This is a genomic window from Sphingopyxis witflariensis, from assembly GCF_002205635.1.
Lineage (GTDB): Bacteria > Pseudomonadota > Alphaproteobacteria > Sphingomonadales > Sphingomonadaceae > Sphingopyxis > Sphingopyxis witflariensis.
Map to the genome: position 1 here is coordinate 68,387 of NZ_NISJ01000015.1, position 18,293 is coordinate 86,679.

At 61.4% G+C, this 18,293-nt stretch carries 18 protein-coding genes; 13 read left to right on the forward strand and 5 right to left on the reverse strand.

Going from position 1 to position 18,293, the window contains the following annotated elements:
• Nucleotides 1-113: 113 nt before the first annotated feature.
• From recA to CDQ91_RS19375, 6 genes are all read left to right on the forward strand, one after another.
• Nucleotides 114-1,190, forward strand: a complete 1,077-nt coding sequence (gene recA / locus CDQ91_RS19350; RefSeq protein ID WP_088474343.1) for a recombinase RecA — start codon at nt 114-116, stop codon at nt 1,188-1,190.
• Nucleotides 1,191-1,455: 265 nt separating this feature from the next.
• A complete protein-coding gene (speB, locus tag CDQ91_RS19355) occupies nt 1,456-2,271 on the forward strand; it encodes an agmatinase (RefSeq protein WP_088474344.1) in 816 nt (271 codons plus the stop codon).
• A gap of 19 nt (nt 2,272-2,290) precedes the next feature.
• Nucleotides 2,291-2,917, forward strand: coding sequence for a glutathione S-transferase family protein (locus CDQ91_RS19360; protein ID WP_088474345.1), 627 nt, complete (start codon nt 2,291-2,293; stop codon nt 2,915-2,917).
• Nucleotides 2,907-3,494, forward strand: a complete 588-nt coding sequence (locus tag CDQ91_RS19365) for a hypothetical protein (protein ID WP_088474346.1) — start codon at nt 2,907-2,909, stop codon at nt 3,492-3,494. Before CDQ91_RS19360 ends, CDQ91_RS19365 begins: the two co-directional genes overlap by 11 nt.
• 72 nt (nt 3,495-3,566) lie before the next feature.
• Nucleotides 3,567-6,221, forward strand: coding sequence for an alanine--tRNA ligase (gene alaS / locus CDQ91_RS19370; RefSeq protein WP_088474347.1), 2,655 nt, complete (start codon nt 3,567-3,569; stop codon nt 6,219-6,221).
• Complete coding sequence (locus CDQ91_RS19375; RefSeq protein WP_088474348.1) at nt 6,218-6,694, forward strand: SRPBCC family protein; 477 nt, start codon at nt 6,218-6,220, stop codon at nt 6,692-6,694. The genes alaS and CDQ91_RS19375 overlap by 4 nt, the downstream gene beginning before the upstream one ends.
• Nucleotides 6,695-6,789: 95 nt before the next feature.
• On the opposite strand, the gene CDQ91_RS19380 is transcribed toward CDQ91_RS19375, so the two are convergent.
• Together CDQ91_RS19380 and CDQ91_RS19385 are read right to left on the reverse strand one after the other, a co-directional pair.
• The gene (locus CDQ91_RS19380) at nt 6,790-7,203 is read right to left on the reverse strand and encodes a holin family protein (protein ID WP_088474349.1); all 414 of its coding nucleotides are present in this window, start codon (nt 7,201-7,203) and stop codon (nt 6,790-6,792) included.
• A 61-nt stretch (nt 7,204-7,264) separates the two neighbouring features.
• Nucleotides 7,265-7,834, reverse strand: a complete 570-nt coding sequence (locus CDQ91_RS19385; RefSeq protein WP_088474350.1) for a glycoside hydrolase family 108 protein — start codon at nt 7,832-7,834, stop codon at nt 7,265-7,267.
• Nucleotides 7,835-7,905: 71 nt separating this feature from the next.
• Between CDQ91_RS19385 and CDQ91_RS19390 the strand changes: the two genes are divergently transcribed.
• Nucleotides 7,906-8,883, forward strand: a complete 978-nt coding sequence (locus CDQ91_RS19390; protein ID WP_088474351.1) for an NADPH:quinone oxidoreductase family protein — start codon at nt 7,906-7,908, stop codon at nt 8,881-8,883.
• 114 nt (nt 8,884-8,997) lie between these two features.
• Here CDQ91_RS19390 and CDQ91_RS19395 read toward each other — a convergent pair whose 3' ends face one another.
• A complete protein-coding gene (locus CDQ91_RS19395; protein ID WP_088474352.1) occupies nt 8,998-9,771 on the reverse strand; it encodes a TSUP family transporter in 774 nt (257 codons plus the stop codon).
• Nucleotides 9,772-9,900: 129 nt separating this feature from the next.
• Between CDQ91_RS19395 and CDQ91_RS19400 the strand changes: the two genes are divergently transcribed.
• The 5 genes from CDQ91_RS19400 to CDQ91_RS19420 all read left to right on the forward strand — a co-directional run bounded on the left by CDQ91_RS19400 (nt 9,901) and on the right by CDQ91_RS19420 (nt 14,372).
• On the forward strand, nt 9,901-10,278 hold the full coding sequence (locus CDQ91_RS19400; protein WP_088474353.1) for a hypothetical protein: 378 nt from the start codon (nt 9,901-9,903) through the stop codon (nt 10,276-10,278).
• A 354-nt stretch (nt 10,279-10,632) separates the two neighbouring features.
• Nucleotides 10,633-11,874, forward strand: a complete 1,242-nt coding sequence (locus tag CDQ91_RS19405) for a phage integrase (RefSeq protein WP_158213730.1) — start codon at nt 10,633-10,635, stop codon at nt 11,872-11,874.
• Between the two features lie 138 nt (nt 11,875-12,012).
• Nucleotides 12,013-12,579, forward strand: a complete 567-nt coding sequence (locus tag CDQ91_RS19410; protein ID WP_088474367.1) for a T4SS efffector SepA family protein — start codon at nt 12,013-12,015, stop codon at nt 12,577-12,579.
• 156 nt (nt 12,580-12,735) lie between these two features.
• On the forward strand, nt 12,736-13,332 hold the full coding sequence (locus tag CDQ91_RS19415; protein WP_088474355.1) for a DUF6088 family protein: 597 nt from the start codon (nt 12,736-12,738) through the stop codon (nt 13,330-13,332).
• Nucleotides 13,329-14,372, forward strand: coding sequence for a nucleotidyl transferase AbiEii/AbiGii toxin family protein (locus CDQ91_RS19420; RefSeq protein WP_088474356.1), 1,044 nt, complete (start codon nt 13,329-13,331; stop codon nt 14,370-14,372). Before CDQ91_RS19415 ends, CDQ91_RS19420 begins: the two co-directional genes overlap by 4 nt.
• A gap of 70 nt (nt 14,373-14,442) precedes the next feature.
• Here the strand turns inward: CDQ91_RS19420 and CDQ91_RS19425 are convergent, their stop codons facing one another.
• Together CDQ91_RS19425 and CDQ91_RS19430 are read right to left on the reverse strand one after the other, a co-directional pair.
• Nucleotides 14,443-14,832 (reverse strand): DUF3768 domain-containing protein, encoded by a 390-nt coding sequence (locus CDQ91_RS19425; RefSeq protein ID WP_088474357.1) that lies wholly within the window; start codon nt 14,830-14,832, stop codon nt 14,443-14,445.
• On the reverse strand, nt 14,829-15,017 hold the full coding sequence (locus CDQ91_RS19430) for a hypothetical protein (RefSeq protein ID WP_088474358.1): 189 nt from the start codon (nt 15,015-15,017) through the stop codon (nt 14,829-14,831). Before CDQ91_RS19430 ends, CDQ91_RS19425 begins: the two co-directional genes overlap by 4 nt.
• Nucleotides 15,018-15,716: 699 nt before the next feature.
• Here CDQ91_RS19430 and CDQ91_RS19435 point away from each other — a divergent pair.
• Nucleotides 15,717-18,293: SNF2-related protein (locus tag CDQ91_RS19435; RefSeq protein ID WP_088474359.1), on the forward strand; the 2,577-nt coding region annotated here is incomplete at its 3' end.

The following is an 18,293-nucleotide window of genomic DNA, read 5'->3' on the forward strand; positions in this document are numbered from 1 at the left end:
AATCTCTAATTCGGCTTCTTCCGTTCTCCTCTTGTTCTCTTGGAACAAATGCCGTACAAGGGTCCGGCGTTGCGATGCTACTGCCTTCGCTCTAGAGCAGGAAAGGGACGGTTATGGCCGGACAATTATCACTCGTCGAATCGGGGAAATCAGTGAACAGCACGGATAGGCAGAAGGCGCTCGACGCCGCGCTCGCGCAAATCGATCGCGCGTTCGGCAAGGGCTCGGTAATGAAACTGGGCTCGAAGGAAACGATGCAGGTCGAGGCGATCTCGACCGGCTCGCTCGGGCTCGACATCGCACTTGGCGTTGGCGGCTTGCCGCGCGGACGCGTTATTGAAATTTACGGTCCCGAAAGCTCGGGCAAGACGACGCTGGCGCTGCATGCGATTGCCGAAGCGCAAAAGGGTGGCGGGACCGCCGCCTTTGTCGACGCCGAACATGCGCTCGACCCCGTTTATGCCCGCAAGCTTGGCGTCAATATCGACGAACTTATCGTGTCGCAGCCCGATACCGGTGAACAGGCGCTCGAGATTGTCGATACGCTGGTGCGCTCGAACGCCATCGACATCCTCGTCATCGACTCGGTCGCGGCGCTGGTACCGCGCGCCGAAATCGAAGGCGAAATGGGCGACAGCCATGTCGGCTTGCAGGCGCGTTTGATGTCGCAATCGCTGCGTAAGCTGACCGGTTCGATCAGCCGCTCGCGCTGCATGGTGATCTTCATCAACCAGCTGCGCATGAAAATCGGCGTGATGTACGGCAACCCCGAAACCACGACCGGCGGAAATGCGCTGAAATTCTATGCCTCGGTCCGCCTCGACATCCGTCGCACTGGCCAGATCAAAAATGGCGACGAAATCGTCGGCAACACGACGCGTGTGAAAGTGGTCAAGAACAAGGTCGCGCCGCCGTTCAAGCAGGTCGAATTCGACATCATGTACGGGCAGGGCATTTCCAAGATCGGCGAGATTCTCGATCTGGGGGTCAAGGCCGGCATCGTCGAGAAATCGGGCGCTTGGTTTAGCTATGATTCGATCCGCATCGGTCAAGGCCGCGAAAATTCGAAAACCTTCCTCAAGTCCAATCCCGAGCTGATGGAACGGCTGGAAATCGCGATCCGCGGCAAGACTGATGAGGTCGCCGAAGAAATGATGATCGGTAGTGACGAGGTCGATACCGACGATTGATAGCCATCTGGCCGGTCCGTTTCCTTGCGGCGGATCGGCTGGCGAACGGCGACGGGCCCCAACAAAGCCCCTTGGACCTGCACTAGCCTCTCTCGCAGGTTGGCCCGCCCGCCGTTGAATGTTTACGCCGCGACTGAGCTCTGCCTAACTCCTTGTTTTCACAATGGGGCAGGTGACAAGTTTGACAAGTCCCGATGGGTAGGGCGTGCCATGCGCCTGGTTCGTTGATTCTTGCTTAGCTCTTGCCAGCGGGTACAAGCGGCACATGCCCGCGATCCGCCTTTTCGGTCTGCCCACCGACATTAACAGCAGTTTCGAGCGCGGAGCGGCGGGCGGACCCGTCGCGATCCGTGCGGCACTGTGGAGCGATCGCGGCAATCTGGCGAGCGAGATGGGCGGTGAAATCTGCCATGACATCGCCTTTATCGACGACGGCGACCTGCCGCTCAGCGAAGACACGGCGCGCGACGACGCGGCAATCCATCGTCATATCGTGATGTTGCACGAAAATAGCGAGGTGCCGCTCGCGCTCGGCGGCGATCATGCGGTGACCTTTCCGCTCGTCGCTGCAGCTTCGGCCTGCTTCGGCCCGTTGAACATCCTGCACTTCGACGCGCATCCCGATCTCTACGATGATTTCAACGGCAATCCGCGCAGTCATGCCTCGCCCTTTGCGCGCATCTGCGAAGCCGGGCATGCGGCGCGGCTGGTTCAGGTTGGTATCCGCACACTGACCCATCACTGTCGCGATCAGGCGGCGCGCTTCGGGGTCGAGATCGTGCCGATGGCGGGCTTTGCGCCCGTCCATGTGCCGGTGCTGGATGGCCCGCTCTATATTTCAATCGATCTCGACGGACTCGACCCGTCGGCGGCGCCGGGCGTCGCGCATCCCGAACCGGGCGGGCTGACGGTACGCGAAATGCTCGCCGTGCTGGCGCGGCAGACGGCGCCGATCATCGGCGCCGATATCGTCGAACATCATCCCGGCCGCGACATTGGCGGCGTCACCGCGATTCTGGGCGCCAAGCTGGTGCGCGAACTCGCGGCACTGATCGACCGCAACGGACCCTGCCGACCCTGATTTGACAAGGAGAGAGCCCATGAGCCTGATCGTCCATCATCTCAACAACAGTCGCTCGCAGCGCATCCTGTGGCTGCTCGAGGAAATCGGCGCGCCCTATGAGATCAAATTCTACGATCGCGACGCGACGACCAACCTTGCGCCGCCCGAACTGCTGGCGGTCCACCCGCTCGGCAAGTCGCCTTTGATCCAGGATGACGGCCGCGTGGTCATCGAATCGGGTGCGATCACCGAATATCTGTGCGAGCGGCACGGCGGCGGCTATCTGGTGCCCGAGCGCGGCACCGACGATCATGTCAGCCACCTCGAATGGATGCACTTTGCTGAAGGCTCGGCGATGACGCCGATCCTGCTACGCATCTACACCGCTCGCCTTGGCGAAGCGGCGGCGCCGATCGAGCCGCGGATCACGCAGCAGCTCGACGCGCATTTCAGCTTCATGGAAAGCCGCGTCGGCGACAATGGTCATTTCATTGGGGATAGCCTGTCGGCGGCCGATATCATGCTGAGCTTCCCGGCCGAAATCGCGATCATGCAGGGCATGGCCCCGCGCTATCCCAAGCTCGCCGAATTTGTGAACATGTGCCACGGGCGGCCCGCCTGGCAGCGCGCGCGAAAAAAGGGCGGCGCCTATTATGGCTATTGATCGGCGCTGGCTGGCGCTGGCGGGGGCAGTCCTGTTTCTCGGTACGGGCGCGGCAGCGCAATCGCCGCTGCTCGGCGCCGACGTCGAGCGGGTGACGGCGGGACCTGATGGTCAGGATTTCCAGCTCGCCGCGGGCGACGAACGCGACGCGATGGACCGCTTCGCCGCCTATACGATGGCGCTGGCCCACCGCGACTATGATGCCGCCTATGCGATGCTGCGCCTGTCGCTGCAGGCGTCGTCACCGCGGCTAGAATGGGAAATGAACCTGCGCAAGCGCCCGGTCCTGTGGGCCGACGGGACGATCCGTGTGCTGCGGCTGAGTTGGTATCGCGATCCCGTCGGCCAGCCGCCGGGACTTTATGCCGCCTTTGATTTTCGCGGTGATCGCAAGGACAGGACGATGGATTGCGGCTATGTCGTCGTCCACCGCACCGCGCCGGGTGCGGCCTTTTCCATCGTGCGGACCGACACGTCGGAGGTGCCCGCCGACATGATCGAAGAGGGCGTTCCGAAGGCCGATGTGCTGCGCCAATTGCCCTGTTATCTGGGCAAGGGAATCGCGACCGCTTTCTAATTGAAACGGTCGATGGAACTTATCCGCGTTTCCCGGCTTGTCGCATCGCCGCAAAGTCCCTAATTCGCGCGCATGACATCGACCAACGACATTCGCCGCTCGTTCCTCGACTATTTCGCCGGGGCAGGCCATCACATTGAACAGTCGGCACCGCTGGTGCCGCACAATGACCCGACGCTGATGTTCGTCAACGCGGGCATGGTGCCGTTCAAAAATGTGTTCACCGGGCTGGAGACGCGGCCGTACAGCACGGCGGTATCGTCTCAGAAATGCGTGCGCGCGGGCGGCAAGCATAACGACCTCGATAATGTCGGCTTCACCGCGCGGCACCATACTTTCTTTGAAATGCTGGGGAATTTCTCGTTCGGCGACTATTTCAAGGAACAGGCGATCCACCATGCCTGGACGCTGATTACCAAGACCTGGGGGCTTGCGCCGGAGCGGCTGACCGTCACCGTCTATCACACCGATGACGAGGCGGCCGCGCTGTGGAAGAAGATCGCGGGCCTGCCCGAAGAGCGCATCATCCGCATCGCGACCAATGATAATTTCTGGTCGATGGGCGACACCGGGCCGTGCGGGCCGTGCAGCGAAATCTTCTATGACCATGGCGACCATATCTGGGGCGGCCCGCCGGGATCGGCTGAAGAGGACGGCGATCGCTTCGTCGAAATCTGGAACCTCGTGTTCATGCAGTACGACCAGCGCGGTCCGGGCGATCGGATCGACCTGCCGCGCCCGAGCATCGACACCGGCATGGGGCTGGAGCGCATCGCCGCCGTCATGCAGGGCGTCCACGACAATTATGACACCGACACCTTCAAGGCGCTGATCGCGGCGTCGGTCGACCAGACCGGCGTTCCCGCCGAGGGCGCGACGCAGGCGAGCCACCGCGTGATCGCCGATCACCTTCGCGCATCGAGCTTCCTGATCGCCGACGGCGTGCTGCCGTCGAATGAGGGGCGCGGCTATGTGCTGCGCCGGATCATGCGCCGCGCGATGCGTCACGCGCATCTGCTGGGTGCCAAGGATCCGTTGATGTACCGGCTGCTGCCGTCGCTGACCGCCGAGATGGGCGCTGCCTATCCCGAGCTGATCCGCGCCCAGCCGCTGATCGCCGAGACGCTGGAGCGTGAGGAAACCAAGTTCCGCCAGACGCTCGACAAGGGCCTGCGCCTGCTCGACGAGGCGACGGTTGGCATGGGCGCCGGTGCGACATTGCCGGGCGATGTTGCATTTAAGCTCTACGACACCTTTGGCTTTCCCTATGATTTGACCGAGGACGCGCTGCGCACGCAGGACATCGCGGTCGATCGCGCCGGCTTCGACGCCGCGATGGCGCAGCAAAAGGCAGCGGCGCGCGCGGCGTGGAAGGGCAGCGGCGAAAAGGCGTCGGACGAAATCTGGTACGACATCGCTGAAACCCACGGTAGCACCGAATTCACCGGCTACAGCTCGACCGATGGCGAAGCCACGGTGATCGCGCTGGTCAAGGATGGCGGATCGGTAACCGAGGCCAAGGCGGGTGACGAACTGATCGTGCTGACCAACCAGACGCCCTTCTATGGCGAGAGCGGCGGCCAGATGGGCGACGCGGGGACGATCACAACGCTGGAGGGCGCGAAGGCGTCGGTCAGCGACACCGGCAAGCCACTCGGGCGGCTGCACACGCATCAGGCGAAGCTGGAGGCGGGGACGCTGAAGGTCGGCGATACGGTGCGCTTGACCGTCGATGCCGCGCGGCGCGACCGGATTCGTGCCAACCATAGCGCGACGCATTTGTTGCACGCGGCGCTTCGCAACCGGCTGGGCGGGCATGTCACGCAAAAGGGCAGTCTGGTTGCCGAGGATCGCTTCCGCTTCGACTTCTCGCACCCCAAGGCGCTGACGCCGGAGGAAATCGCCGACGTCGAGGCCGAAGTGAACGCGCAGATCCGCAGCAATGATGCGGTGACGACGCGGTTGATGACCCCCGACGATGCCGTCGCGGCGGGCGCGCTGGCGCTGTTCGGCGAGAAATATGGTGACGAGGTGCGCGTGCTCAGCATGGGGCATGACGATGATCATCATTATTCGGTCGAGCTGTGTGGCGGCACGCATGTCCACGCGCTGGGCGACATTGCATTGCTCAAGATTGTTGGCGAATCGGCGGTCTCGTCGGGCGTGCGGCGTATCGAGGCGCTGACCGGCGAAGCGGCGCGGCTGTGGCTGAACGGCCGCGACGAGGCGCTGAAGGCTGCTGCTGCTGCGCTCAAGACTTCGCCCGACGATGTGCCGGCACGCGTTGCCCAACTGGCTGACGCGCTGAAGAAGGCCGAACGCGAACTCGCCGATGCCAAGAAGGCGCTGGCGCTTGGCGGTGTTGGCGGTGGCGGTGGCGGTGCCACGGGGCCGGCGGTTGAGCAGATTGGCGACACGGCGTTCATCGCGCAGGTCGTCGACGGGCTCGATCCCAAGGAGTTGCGCGGCACGGTCGACGGGCTGAAGAAGCAGGTCGCCAGTGGCGTCGCGATGCTGGTCGCCGTCAATGACGGGCGCGCTTCGGTCGCGGTGGGCGTCACGGAAGATGTGATGAGCAAGCATAGCGCGGTCGATCTGGTTAAGGCGGCGGTTGCGGCGCTCGGCGGACAGGGTGGCGGTGGCCGTCCCGACATGGCGCAAGGCGGCGGTCCCGATGGCGGCGCGGCTGATGCGGCTGTGGCTGCTGTCAAAGCCGCGCTGGCTTGAAACCGACCAAGAAAACGCGGCGCACCGATCATGCCGAGAGGGTGATCGGTGCGCCGCTGGTCGACGTCTTTTCGGCCTTCACCAGCGAAGCGAAGCTCGCGCGATGGTTGCCGCCCGAGGGCGCGACCGGGACGTTCGAGCATGTCGACTTGAAGGCAGGCGGCGGCTTTCTGATGCGGCTGACGTTCGATGACGCCGATGTCGAGACCAAAAGCGACGACGACAGCGATCTCGTCGAGGTTTATATCCCGACGCTCGACGACGGGCGGCTGATCGTCTGGGAGGTCGAGTTCGTCTCCGACGATCCGCGCTTTTCGGGGACGATGGCGATGCATTGGTATCTGTCGCGGCAGGGCGGCGGCACGCTGGTCACGATCGACGCGCATCATGTGCCGCCGGGGATTTCGGCGAAGGATCATGTTGCGGGGCTGAATAGCTCGCTGGCGAATTTGGCGGCGGTGGTTGAGGGATAAACTGTTCCCCGGCGGAAGCCGGGGTCCAGCGGCTTCGCGCTGCCCTTCTGGGCCCCGGCTTTCGCCGGGGAGCAAAATGCGCCTGCTGACACTGTCTAGCCCCCAACTCCCTTCGACTTCCCCCACGCCCGCGCGGCGGTATACCCCAGATAGCCCGTCCCGAAGAGCGCGTAGAGCGGTTCGGGGATGCCGGCGAGATAGGCGTTCATGCCCTCCGCAATCCCCTTGGCCATGTCGGGCCGTGCAGCGGCAATCAGGCCCATCGGGATCGCCCAGAGTAGCAGCGCATACATGACATAGAGGAAGCTCGGCCGTGCGCGGCTGGTCCAGGGATCGGCGCTGTTCGCTTCGGCGACGATCGCGGTCATCCGGGTGCGGATCGCCTCCATTTCCTGGCTGCCCTCCATTTTGAGGAGTTCGAGTTTGGCGCGGTCGCGGGCTTCTGGGTCGGGGATGATCTTGTCGATCAGCTTGGCGATGGGGCCTATCAGGCCTTCGATGATGCTCATAGCAATGCTCCTGCAGGTTCAAAGTTCAGGGAAGTTCAGCCCAATGGCGCGCGGGGATGCGTCAGCTGTCGCCGATGCGGTTCGCGAGCCAGCCGTAGAGAAAGGCCTCCTGGCTGGGGCGGCGTTCGGCGAGCGCGATGTAGCGTTCGCCCTGCAGCGCCTCCATCGCGCGGAGGAGGACGGTCTCGCCGTCCTTGCCGCGTGCGCGAAGGAAGCCGTCGAGCGCCGACAGGGTGCGCACGCCGATGTCGCGATCAACCGCGATGTCGGGATAGTCGCGCGCCGCGCGGTTGAGGGCATTGAGCGCGCGCTGGAGGAAGCCCGCCGCGGTGCCGGTGCCCATATTGACCCCGGTGTCGAACAGTTCGGCGGCGATTTTGGGCGCCCGCAGCGCGACCTTGTCGAACGCCGGGCGCAGCCAATAGAGGCGGCGATAGATGGTCGTCGCTTCGCCGCGTGACAGTTCGCGCATGTCGCCGACATAACCCTGCGCCCGTGCGACGGCTTCGGTGATGCCCCAGCAGGTCGGGCCGCCGCGATCGGCGGGATGGTTTACATATCGGCCTTCGCGGTCGATGACGGCGTCGATCAGCGCGTCGGTATCGAAAATCGATGGGTCGGGTCTTAGCATGAGTCGCTCCTGTGGTTGGTTGCACAGGATAAGCGAACCATATTGGGATATTGTAGGAAAGGGTTTTTACCATGCGGGCTTTGCAGGTCAGTCAATTGCTGCCCGATCATGGCGGGGCCGCGCTGGCCGACCTGCCGGTGCCGGAACCCGAGGCGGGCGAGGTGCGGGTGCGGGTGCGCGCGGCGGCGGTGAATTTCCCCGACCTGTTGATGACGCGCGGCGCCTATCAATTGAAGCCCGACCTGCCGTTTGTTTCGGGGCTGGAATTTGCGGGCGAGGTCGATGCGGTCGGCGAGGGCGTGAGTGGCTGGCGGGTTGGCGATGCGGTGGTGGGCGGCAATCGTTTTGGCGCGATGGCCGAATATTGTGTTGCGCCGGCGAAGAGCCTGCGCCGCAAGCCCGAGCGGCTGAACTGGGACGAAGCGGCGGCCTATCCGGTCGCATATCTGACCGCCTATGTCGCGCTGGTCCGCTGCGCGCGGGTTGAGGCGGGTGAATGGGTGCTGGTACATGGCGCGGCGGGTGGGGTCGGGCTGGCGACAGTCGATCTGGCGAAGGCGCTGGGCGCGCGGGTAATCGCGGCTGCGGGCAGCGAGGCGAAGCGCGCGGCGATCGCCGGGCTCTATGCGCCCGATGCGCTGATCGCCGCTGATCCGGGATTTCGCGCAACGGTGAAGGCGTTGACCGGCGGGGCGGGGGCCGATGTGGTGTTCGATCCGGTCGGGGGCGATGTGTTTGACGAGTCGACGCGCTGCATCGCCTTTGGCGGACGCTTGCTGGTCGTCGGTTTCGCTTCGGGGCGGATTCCCGAGGTGTCGGTGAATATGCCGCTGATCAAGGGCTTTTCGGTCGTCGGGGTGCGTGCGGGCGAATATGGCCGTCGCTTTCCCGAGCGCGGCGCGGAAAATGTCGCGGCGATCGACGCGCTGGCGGCGGAAGGGCGGATTCGTCCGCACGTCTATGCCGCGCTTGATCTGGCCGACTGGCGCGAGGCTTTTGCGATGATCGAGCGGCGCGAGGTGGTCGGGAAATTGGTGCTGCGGCCTTAAGGCGCCATAACATTGCTTTGAATCGTCATTGCGAGGAGCGCAGCGACGCGGCAATCCAGAGCTTGCGTACACCGCTCTGGATTGCTTCGCTGCGCTCGCAATGACGACTTAATTCTAGAAAAGATCCCAGATCGGATTGGCGGGGTCGGAGAGCAGCTTGGCGGTGAGCGCCAGCGACATGATGACGAGCAGCGGGCGCACGCCGCGGCCGCCGAAGCGGATCGCGAGCCGGGCGCCGATCTGGGCGCCCGCGACATTGGCGGCGGCCATCGTCAGGCCGAGGATCCACAGCACATGGCCCCCGGCGATCATCGCGAACAAGGCCGCGATATTGGTCGCGAGGTTGAGCATCTTGGTATTGCCGATCGCGCGGACAAGGCCGAGCCCGCCGAGCGCAACGAGCGCCAGTGTCATGAAGGAGCCAGTGCCGGGGCCGAAAAAGCCGTCGTAAAAGCCGATCGCCGAAATGATGAGGGTGAGCCCGACGGGGCCGAGGCGCGCGTGGCGATCGACCTCGCTCATCGGCGGTGCGAGCAGGAAATAGAGGCCCATTGCGACGAGCAGGATCGGGACGAGCGCGGCGAGAAAGTCCGAACTGACGAACTGGACCGTGGTGGCGCCGAGCGCCGATCCGGCGAAGGCGCCAATTGCGGGCAGGGCAAAGCGCCGCAGGTCGACATGCCCGCCGCGCCAGAAGGTGAAGAAGGCCGACGATGTTCCGATCGCGGCTTGCAGCTTGTTCGTCGCGAGCGCCGCGACGGGCGGGATACCTGAGGCCATCAGCGCCGGGATGGTGAGCAGCCCGCCGCCGCCCGCCATCGCATCGATGCCGCCCGCGAGAAAGGCGACGGCGGCGAGGAAGGCGATGGTTTCGAGGGCAAGTTCCATGGCAGCGGCGTGTAGTGCGGCACGGGGGGATTGGCCAGTGCGTGGCTACGAGGTTCAGCCATTCCTCCACCTGCCGCTAGCAAATGTTAAGGATCCTTGCATAGGGATGCTCGCGATTGGAGGCGCCGCATGAAAAGCCCGAATTCGAAATATGCCCTGAGTTTGGCTTACATGGCGATCGTCATGCCGGCGTCGGCGCAGGAGCAAGCTGCTTCGGGACCCTCTTCATTTGACGTTTCCGCGAGCGCGTTTGTGAACTGCCTCAAGCGTACGGTTCAAATGGGAATGACGACCAAAATGGATCCTGCGGTCTTCAGGGAAGGGTTTGCGAAAAGCTGTAAAATCGAGGAGGCGCAGTTTCGTGCGGAAGGCATCAAGCAAGCGATGAGGCAAGGGCGGACAGAAGCTCAAGCAACCCAGGAAATCGACGGAAACATTTCGAATGGGCGGCGTGTCTTCGCAGCGGATCAGGAAAACTATATCAAGACGGGCCGGGTTCCTCGGTGAACCTTTAGCGGCGCTGTTATTTTTCGGTTGGGTAGCGGCGCACATATGGAAACGGGCAGCTTTCGCTGCCCGCATGATCCATTGTAAATGCTTGGTAAATTGGTCGGGACGAGAGGATTCGAACCTCCGACCCCCACACCCCCAGACCGTATTTTCGGGTGATCGCGTTGCATCCCGATGCACCCCAAAACTGTTGATTTTACCGCAGTTTTCTGCCATTTTTACGGTGTCATCGACGTTGCGTCTGGTGCCCTTTTGTTCCGTCCTAATTCATCAAGTTGCACCACCAGTGCACCACCAGATCGAAATTTGGACATGCGCGAGCGGTAAATCATGCAAACAGCTTTAACCCAAATGGCGGTCGATAAATTGACCACCCCGACCACCAAAATCGATTATCGCGATACCCGGTTGAAAGGGCTCGTTCTTCGAGTGATGCCCAGTGGGACCAAGTCTTACTACTGCGAATATGCGCGCGGCAAGCGGGTATGGCTTGGCCGCGCCGACGTGCTCGGCGTGAGCGAAGCACGCGAGAGCGCGAGAGCTATTCTCGCGGATTTCTATCGTGGCATCGATCCCATCGAGGCGCGCAAGCCGAAGGCTGTCATTCCAACCTATCGGGAGTTTCTTGATGGCGATTATGCGGCATGGGCCAAGTCGAACCAGAAGGCGCATGAACAGAATCTCAAGCGCCTCGCCACGGCGTTCAAAACGCTTCTCGACAGGCCACTCGATAAAATCACCGGTCTCGATATCGAGCGGTGGCGGGCAGTCCAGGTCGAACGCGGCTTGAGCAATCAGACGATCAACCGCGATCTCGCCTCGATTAAGGCGAGCTTTAACCGCGCCGTCGATTGGGGGCTGCTAATCGCTAATCCACTAGCAAAGATCAAAAAGTCTCGCGTCGATGATTGCATGAAGGTGCGCTTTTTGAGCGAGGCCGAAGAACCTCGGCTTCGCGCGGCAATCGAGGCCCGTGAAGAGCGCCGACGCGTCGAGCGCGATTCCGCCAATCGGTGGCGCGCCGAGCGCGGCTACGTCCTTCTACCCAGCCTGCGTGACTTCGTGTTCACCGATCATGTAAAACCCCTGATCCTGCTGTCGATGAATACCGGGTGCAGGCGTGGGGAACTTTTCGATCTCACATGGTCGAACGTCGATCTGGACCGGCGCATTCTGACGGTGACCGGGGCAACCGCGAAATCGAGACGCACGCGGCATATACCCCTCAACCGCGAGGCAACTGCTGTGCTGCTCAACTGGCGAGCGCAATGCGAAGATACCTCCGGCCTTGTCTTCGTGAATGAACAGGGAGAGCGGTTCGACCGCGTCAATTCCTCATGGCGTCGGCTGCTCAAAGATGCGGAAATCACCGCATTCCGCTGGCATGACATGCGCCACCATTTCGCATCGCGCCTCGCGATGGGCGGTGTGGATCTCAACACCATCCGCGAACTGCTGGGCCATAGCGATTATGCGATGACGCTCCGCTATGCCCATCTTGCTCCTGAATTCAAACTCAAAGCAGTGGAAGTGCTGGACGGGGCGCGGGAGACTGCGCGCGGTGGCAACAATGTGGTCGCCCTCGTTGGCTAGCAGCGAACGCATGGGCTTCGCTGGTTCGACTGAACGGGGGAACCTGAAACTGCGTTAGATAATATGTAACATATCTCCCTTGTGTCTTTGGCGAAATATGTTACATATTTCTCTATCGACTGCTTGGTGGAGATCATTATGATGCCGGTTATACGAATAGACGATGCGACGTTTGCGGGGTTGAGCACGCTGAAGACATGGCTCGGAACGAAAACACCGAGCGAGACAATCGAGCGCGTGGTCAGGGAGGCAATGGAGCAGCTTGGCCTTGAGCGCGACGATGAACCAGATTGCGACGTTGTGGTCAGTGATCAAGGGGCGATGGAGTTCGCCGACGCCCCGGGTCTTTCTTTCACCAAGCCGCTAGTGGCATCGGTGAATGGCAAAGCTATCAAGAGTCCTCGGTGGTCGTCCATCCTTTTAGCCATAATCGCCCATTTGAAGGCGTCAGGGCTGGAAGGTGAAAAGCTCGTGCGGGAATTGCATATCCCAGCGCGGGCAGGAAGCTACGTAGGGGAGGGCTTCCGCTACCACCACAAACTCGGCGTCTCGTTGCAGGGGCAATCTGCCTCTGACGCGTGGAAGGAGATCGATCGGATTGCAAAAAAATGGCGCATTCCGGTCACGGTGGAGTTTTGGTGGAGGCAGAATAGCAAGGCCCAATATCCCGGCCGCACCGGAGTTCTACGCTCGGGTAATGCCTGACGCTGTGTCGGTCCGGCCTGCGCTAAACGGTGCAGGCCGTAGCGGGCGTCGTTCCAAGCCATACCAGACATTGTGCGGCCTTAAGCTTTGCTGCGATCTGGATCGTAATTGATTTCTGTCAGAAACTCGCTTATATTTCTGACAGGAGATTAGAGCATGTCGAACGAATCCCTCGCCGAACATATTATGATCCATGCACGCGCCCTGCCGGAAGGCGAGCCGCTGTTCGCCAAACAGCTGCTCGGCTTGGGGGCACGCACAGGGATTGATCAGGCGCTTTCGCGTCTCGCCAAAAGCGGCGAGCTGTTGCGTGTCGGCCGCGGCATCTATGTGCGTCCGATTGAAGGCCGGTTCGGCACCCGCCCGCCCGAGACCGGCAGGCTGGTCGAAGCGATTGCTGAAGCGCGCGGCGAGACTATTGCTTCGCACGGGGCGGCCGCCGCCAATGCGTTGGGACTTACCACCCAGGTTCCGACGCGCAGCGTCTATCTGACCTCGGGCCGCAGCCGCACGCTCAATCTCGGCAAGCTCAGGGTCGAATTGCAACATGTGCCCGCGTGGCAGTTGACGCTTGCAGGCAAGCCCGGAGGCCAGATTGTACGGGCTCTGGCTTGGCTCGGGCCTCAGCGCGCGCAGGAATTGTCGCCCTTGCTCAAGCGGAAGGCCCCGCGTGGCGCGATCGAGGAGGTTGCCCGCGCGCGTGTGCGCCTGCCTGATTGGATGGCACGGCAAGTGGGTGAGCTTGCCGGATGAGCGATGCCTTTCTCGATCTTCCGGCAAGCGAGCGGGGTGAAGCGCTAAGCTTTGCTGCGAGCGAAAGCGGCCGACCTCCTCATCTTCTTGAAAAAGATGTGATGGTGGTCTGGGCGCTGTCGGTGCTTGGTTCCTCGGGCTTCGATCCGTATCTGGTGTTCAAGGGCGGTACGTCGCTTTCGAAAGCCTATGGTGCGATCGACCGCTTCTCCGAGGACATCGACCTCACTTACGACATTCGCGAGATCGCGCCCGACCTCGTCGCCAAGACCAAGGATGGATGGCCCGAAAGTAACAGCCAACAGAAGAGCTGGACCAAGGATATCCGAACGCGGCTCGATCGCTGGGTGAGTGAAGAGGTGGCGCCGATCTTTCGGAGCGCGATCGAAACCGCCAAGCTCGATGCAAAGGTGGAAGCGCCCGGTGGGGGTGTGCTTCTCATCGAATATGCCGCGCTGACGACGGGCACGGGCTATGTGCGTCCGCGCGTTCTCCTCGAATTCGGTGCCCGCGCGACCGGCGAACCTGCCGAGCGCCGGACCATTATTTGCGACGCCGCCACCTATTTGCCGCAGCTCGCGTTTCCGGCCGCCGAGCCGCGCGTGATGCTCGCGACGCGTACCTTCTGGGAAAAGGCGACCGCGATCCATGTCTTCTGCCGTCAGGGCCGGTTCCGGGGCGGCGATCGGTTCGCGCGCCATTGGTATGATCTCGTCCGGCTCGATGATGTAGGCATTGCCGACGAAGCCATCGGAGACACCAAACTCGCGCGGGACGTTGCCCATCACAAACAGCTCTTCTTCGCCGAAAAGGGCGAGGAGGGCGAGGCGATCGAATACACCCAGGTCGTGAGCGGCGGACTCATGCTGGCGCCGGAGGGCACCGCGCGAGAGGCGCTCGGCGACGATTATGCCCAGATGGTGGCTGACGGGCTAATCCTCGGCGAAGCGCCGACTTTCGATGCGCTTATGGATCGCTGTGCGGCCATCGCCGAAAAGGCGAATGCCACGGTGCCGCATTTCGCGAACGATCAGGGCTGACGTCCCGATGGTCGTCGCGCACGGACGAAGATCGGAAACCCAAATCAAGCTGCCCGACGCTATGGCGTCGTCAATATTCGCTGGCCAGCATGATGGTCAGTACGCGACGCGTAACGGCGGGATCGGCCGGGTCTTCGCTGCCGAACCGTAGGTTGCGGTCGTAGGCGTCAATCTTCCAAAACACGGTTTCCAAGGGTTCGCCGTCAGTAGGCTTCGCCGCCGTCCACTTGCCATCCCGGGTCAGATAGATTGCTCCGAAATCCCGTTCGCCATACGGGTCGTTGTCGGGGGTGAAGGTGTCATAGGTTTCGATCAACTCCCGTATTGCCGATTGTTCGGATGAAGGGAGCGACCGGAACCCCGGTGTCGCAACCGCCGTGCAAGCCACTCCCATCGCTTGCCGGGCAAGGTCATTGAGCCGCGCTATGCGGTCCGACGTGGAAAGGGCGGTGGTGCTCATTGCATTGCCCTCCCGCGCTGCTCGCACATTTCCAGAAGCGCCCCGAAATCTTCGCGCTCTCCCAAATGATCGGCCAGCTGCTGCACACAGGCAAAGGGCAGGCCATTTTCATGCGCTACCTCGCGCAGATAATCGTCGCGGGTTTCCGCACCGCATTCCCGGCACTTCAAAAGCAAATCCTGCATCTGAACACTCCTTCCTCGGCTGAAAGCCGCTTGCCAGCGGCATGCGGCCTGCCTTCCGGCGAGGATGGGAGGGGGAGGGTAAGCGGAATCGACGTCCTGGCGCGGGCCAGCGGGCACGGCCCGCCACACGGGGGCGGCTATTCCGCTTCGGGAAATGAGAGGGCAAAGCCCTTGGCGTTCCCGTTTGCATGCGAACAGAGGCGATCAGCCTCTCGCCCCCACAAGGCGGAAATCGACGGTGCCCTTGCACGGTGCGACGCCAGCCGGACGCCCTGCGCGCGGGCCTGTGGGCCAGCGGGTGTCCGGCAAGGAGAGAGGCAAGAGCGCCAGCGGGTCAGTCCAAAAGGGCCGCACCCTCAAGGAGCGCAGCGGGAAAGAGTGCGACCGCAGAAACTCCCGCTCATCTTATACCCGCTCCTGATCGTCACCGGATGGCCAAGACCCTAGGCTTGGTTCGCATTAGCGAATAGAGCAGGTTGCCGAGAGGCAGCGCATCCCTCGCTTGACTTACCAGTTACCAAACTATTTCGGATATGGTTTGTACGAAATTGAAGGCCGTTCCAGAAATTTAAGTAACAGAAGTGGACGAATCGAATAGTGTTTACGCAGCTTCACGCACATTATCATGCCCACAAGTTGACCCTAACGGGTACGGATGACGATGCCTTCACGCGATCGCTCACTTCGGCGCGAGTGGAAATGAACCCACATCAGGTCGATGCGGCACTATTTGCGCTCAAATCTCCACTATCAAAGGGCGTTCTACTGGCCGATGAAGTGGGTCTTGGAAAAACGATCGAAGCGGGGCTAGTTATTTCGCAGCGCTGGGCCGAACACAAGCGCCGCATCATTCTGATCGTACCCGCCTCACTGCGTAAACAGTGGCAGCAGGAACTATTCGAAAAATTCTCGCTCCGCAGCACGATCATCGAAGCCGCGACATATAAGGCGATGAAAAAGGACAAGATCGCCCGCCCGTTTGAAGCGGCTGATGGCATCGTGATCTCATCCTATGAATTTGCCGCGCGGAAAGCTGATGAACTGCGCGTCGTGAAATGGGATCTAGTGGTTTTTGACGAAGCGCACCGTCTCCGGAACGTCTACAAAAAGGGCGGTTCTCAGCGCGCGAAGGAGCTGAAGGCTGCGCTACAAGACCCCTTTAAAATCCTGCTGACAGCTACCCCGTTGCAGAACTCTCTCATGGAACTTTACGGCATCGTCTCGGTGATCGACGAGGAGCATTTTGGCGGCGAAAATGCGTTCAAAGCCCAGTATTCTGGCGCGTCGGCTAGCCCCAGCGCGCTTGATGTTCTTAAGGAACGCCTTGCGCCAATCTGTCATCGGACGCTGCGGAAGCAGGTTCAAAAAGCGGGGCATATCAATTTCAAACGGCGCAACGCTCGTACGTTTACTTTCGATCCGTCGGCTGACGAGCTGATGCTTTACAATAGTTTGTCGGCGTTTTTGCAGCGGAAGGACAGCATCTCCTATGGCGACAAGGCCAACCAGCTTGTCGTCCTGCAAGTCCGCAAAATCCTTGGGTCATCGACCTTTGCGGTCGCCAGCTATCTCGACAAATTGATCGAACGGCTGCGGCGCAAGGAACGCGCGACGCTGGATATTACAGATGATGTGGAAGGCATCGAAATTTCTTTTGAAGAAGCGGACATCGATGATGAGGCCGATGAGGTTGAAGCGATTGACCCTGTAAAACTGGCTGCAGAAATAGCCGAGCTCGAAACCTATCTGGACCTGGCCCGCTCGATCGGGAGTAACGCCAAGGGCGAAGTGCTGCTCCACCAACTGCCAACGGTGCTCGATGAAATCGCCAACAAGGGCGGTAAACGCAAAGCGGTGATTTTCACCGAAAGCGTCCGCACCCAAACCTATCTGAACGAGCTGCTCAGCAAGCATGGTTATGCGGGGCAGATCGTCTTGATGAATGGCTCCAATGCTGACCTTGCCAGCAAGGATGTCTATGCCGCGTGGAAGGAGCGCCACAAGGGAACCGACAAGATTTCGGGTTCGAAATCGGCCGATATGAAGGCCGCGATAGTCGAAGCGTTCAAAGGAGATGACAAGGCGATCCTGATTGCGACCGAAAGCGGGGCAGAAGGCATCAACCTTCAATTCTGCTCGCTGATCGTGAACTACGATCTGCCGTGGAATCCGCAGCGCGTCGAACAGCGCATTGGGCGTTGTCACCGCTACGGACAGTTGATCGACGTCACCGTGGTCAACATGCTCAATCTCAAAAACCAGACAGAGCAACGCATTCACGATCTTCTTGCCCACAAATTCCATCTTTTCGAAGGCGTTTTCGGCGCAAGCGACGAAGTTTTGGGTACCTTGGTCAGCGGACTGGACTTTGAACGCGAAGTGCTTCGTATTGTGCAGGATTGCCGTACGCCCGAACAGGCAGAGTTTGAATTTGGCGTCCTCAAATCGTCGATTGAGGATACCATCAACGCCGACATGGAAGCGGCGCGTGCCAAAGTGTTGGGCGCGCTGGACGCTGAAGTCATCGCCAAGCTCCATCATCGCGAGGCTGAATTGGCCACCAGTGTCCCAGAATTCCGGCAAAGGCTCCTGACAATCGCGAAAGCGGAATTGCCCGGCGCTGCGTTCCCCGCGCCAGACAGCCAGCGGTTCGATCTTGACGGACTCACGTTCACAACCGAGTGGCCGATTGCCGATGACAATGACTGGCAATTCCTGCGCGTGTCGGATGGCCTGGGGTTGGAAATCGTCGAAGCCGCCAAGGCGCGCGATCATGCGAGCCAGTCCGCCGCTCTGACCTTCCGGCCCGATGATTTTCCCTATGCGGGGCAGATGGGTGCGGTGAAGGATTTGGCAGGGCAGTCAGGCTGGATGCGGGTGTTTCGGGCAGTGATGCCGACGCCCGATGCCCTGCGCGAAGACTTGCTGATCGCCTGCATCAGCGATGCCGGGGCGCTTATTTCGGGCGAAGTGGCTGACAAGATGTTCATGGTTCCCGCCAAAGGGACGCCATCCCTCGCGCAGACCGCTCCGGATGAAGCGGCGTTAAAGGTCATAGAACAAACGCAGTTTGCGGCATTTTCAGACAAGATCAAAAACGAAAATTTCGCATGGATTCAGGCTGAAGAAGACCGGCTGGATCGCTATGCTGTCAATCGGCGTGCAAACGGGACCCCCTATCGGCGCGCAAAAGGGACCCCCTTTCACGATGGCGCAAGGTTGATCGGACACGCGCCTTTGCGCTGCGCGCGGCGTAGGGAGGGCGGAGCCCGACCG

Excerpts from the sequence above, each read along its gene's own strand:
- speB (WP_088474344.1), top strand. The coding sequence starts at position 1,456 with ATGCCCGCGATCCGCCTTTTCGGTCTGCCCACCGACATTAACAGCAGT.
- CDQ91_RS19430 (WP_088474358.1), bottom strand. The coding sequence starts at position 15,017 with ATGCAGGATTTGCTTTTGAAGTGCCGGGAATGCGGTGCGGAAACCCGC.
- CDQ91_RS19390 (WP_088474351.1), top strand. The coding sequence starts at position 7,906 with ATGCGGGCTTTGCAGGTCAGTCAATTGCTGCCCGATCATGGCGGGGCC.
- CDQ91_RS19425 (WP_088474357.1), bottom strand. The coding sequence starts at position 14,832 with ATGAGCACCACCGCCCTTTCCACGTCGGACCGCATAGCGCGGCTCAAT.
- CDQ91_RS19400 (WP_088474353.1), top strand. The coding sequence starts at position 9,901 with ATGAAAAGCCCGAATTCGAAATATGCCCTGAGTTTGGCTTACATGGCG.
- CDQ91_RS19385 (WP_088474350.1), bottom strand. The coding sequence starts at position 7,834 with ATGCTAAGACCCGACCCATCGATTTTCGATACCGACGCGCTGATCGAC.
- CDQ91_RS19405 (WP_158213730.1), top strand. The coding sequence starts at position 10,633 with ATGGCGGTCGATAAATTGACCACCCCGACCACCAAAATCGATTATCGC.
- CDQ91_RS19380 (WP_088474349.1), bottom strand. The coding sequence starts at position 7,203 with ATGAGCATCATCGAAGGCCTGATAGGCCCCATCGCCAAGCTGATCGAC.
- recA (WP_088474343.1), top strand. The coding sequence starts at position 114 with ATGGCCGGACAATTATCACTCGTCGAATCGGGGAAATCAGTGAACAGC.
- CDQ91_RS19365 (WP_088474346.1), top strand. The coding sequence starts at position 2,907 with ATGGCTATTGATCGGCGCTGGCTGGCGCTGGCGGGGGCAGTCCTGTTT.
- CDQ91_RS19410 (WP_088474367.1), top strand. The coding sequence starts at position 12,013 with ATGATGCCGGTTATACGAATAGACGATGCGACGTTTGCGGGGTTGAGC.
- CDQ91_RS19395 (WP_088474352.1), bottom strand. The coding sequence starts at position 9,771 with ATGGAACTTGCCCTCGAAACCATCGCCTTCCTCGCCGCCGTCGCCTTT.
- alaS (WP_088474347.1), top strand. The coding sequence starts at position 3,567 with ATGACATCGACCAACGACATTCGCCGCTCGTTCCTCGACTATTTCGCC.
- CDQ91_RS19415 (WP_088474355.1), top strand. The coding sequence starts at position 12,736 with ATGTCGAACGAATCCCTCGCCGAACATATTATGATCCATGCACGCGCC.
- CDQ91_RS19420 (WP_088474356.1), top strand. The coding sequence starts at position 13,329 with ATGAGCGATGCCTTTCTCGATCTTCCGGCAAGCGAGCGGGGTGAAGCG.
- CDQ91_RS19360 (WP_088474345.1), top strand. The coding sequence starts at position 2,291 with ATGAGCCTGATCGTCCATCATCTCAACAACAGTCGCTCGCAGCGCATC.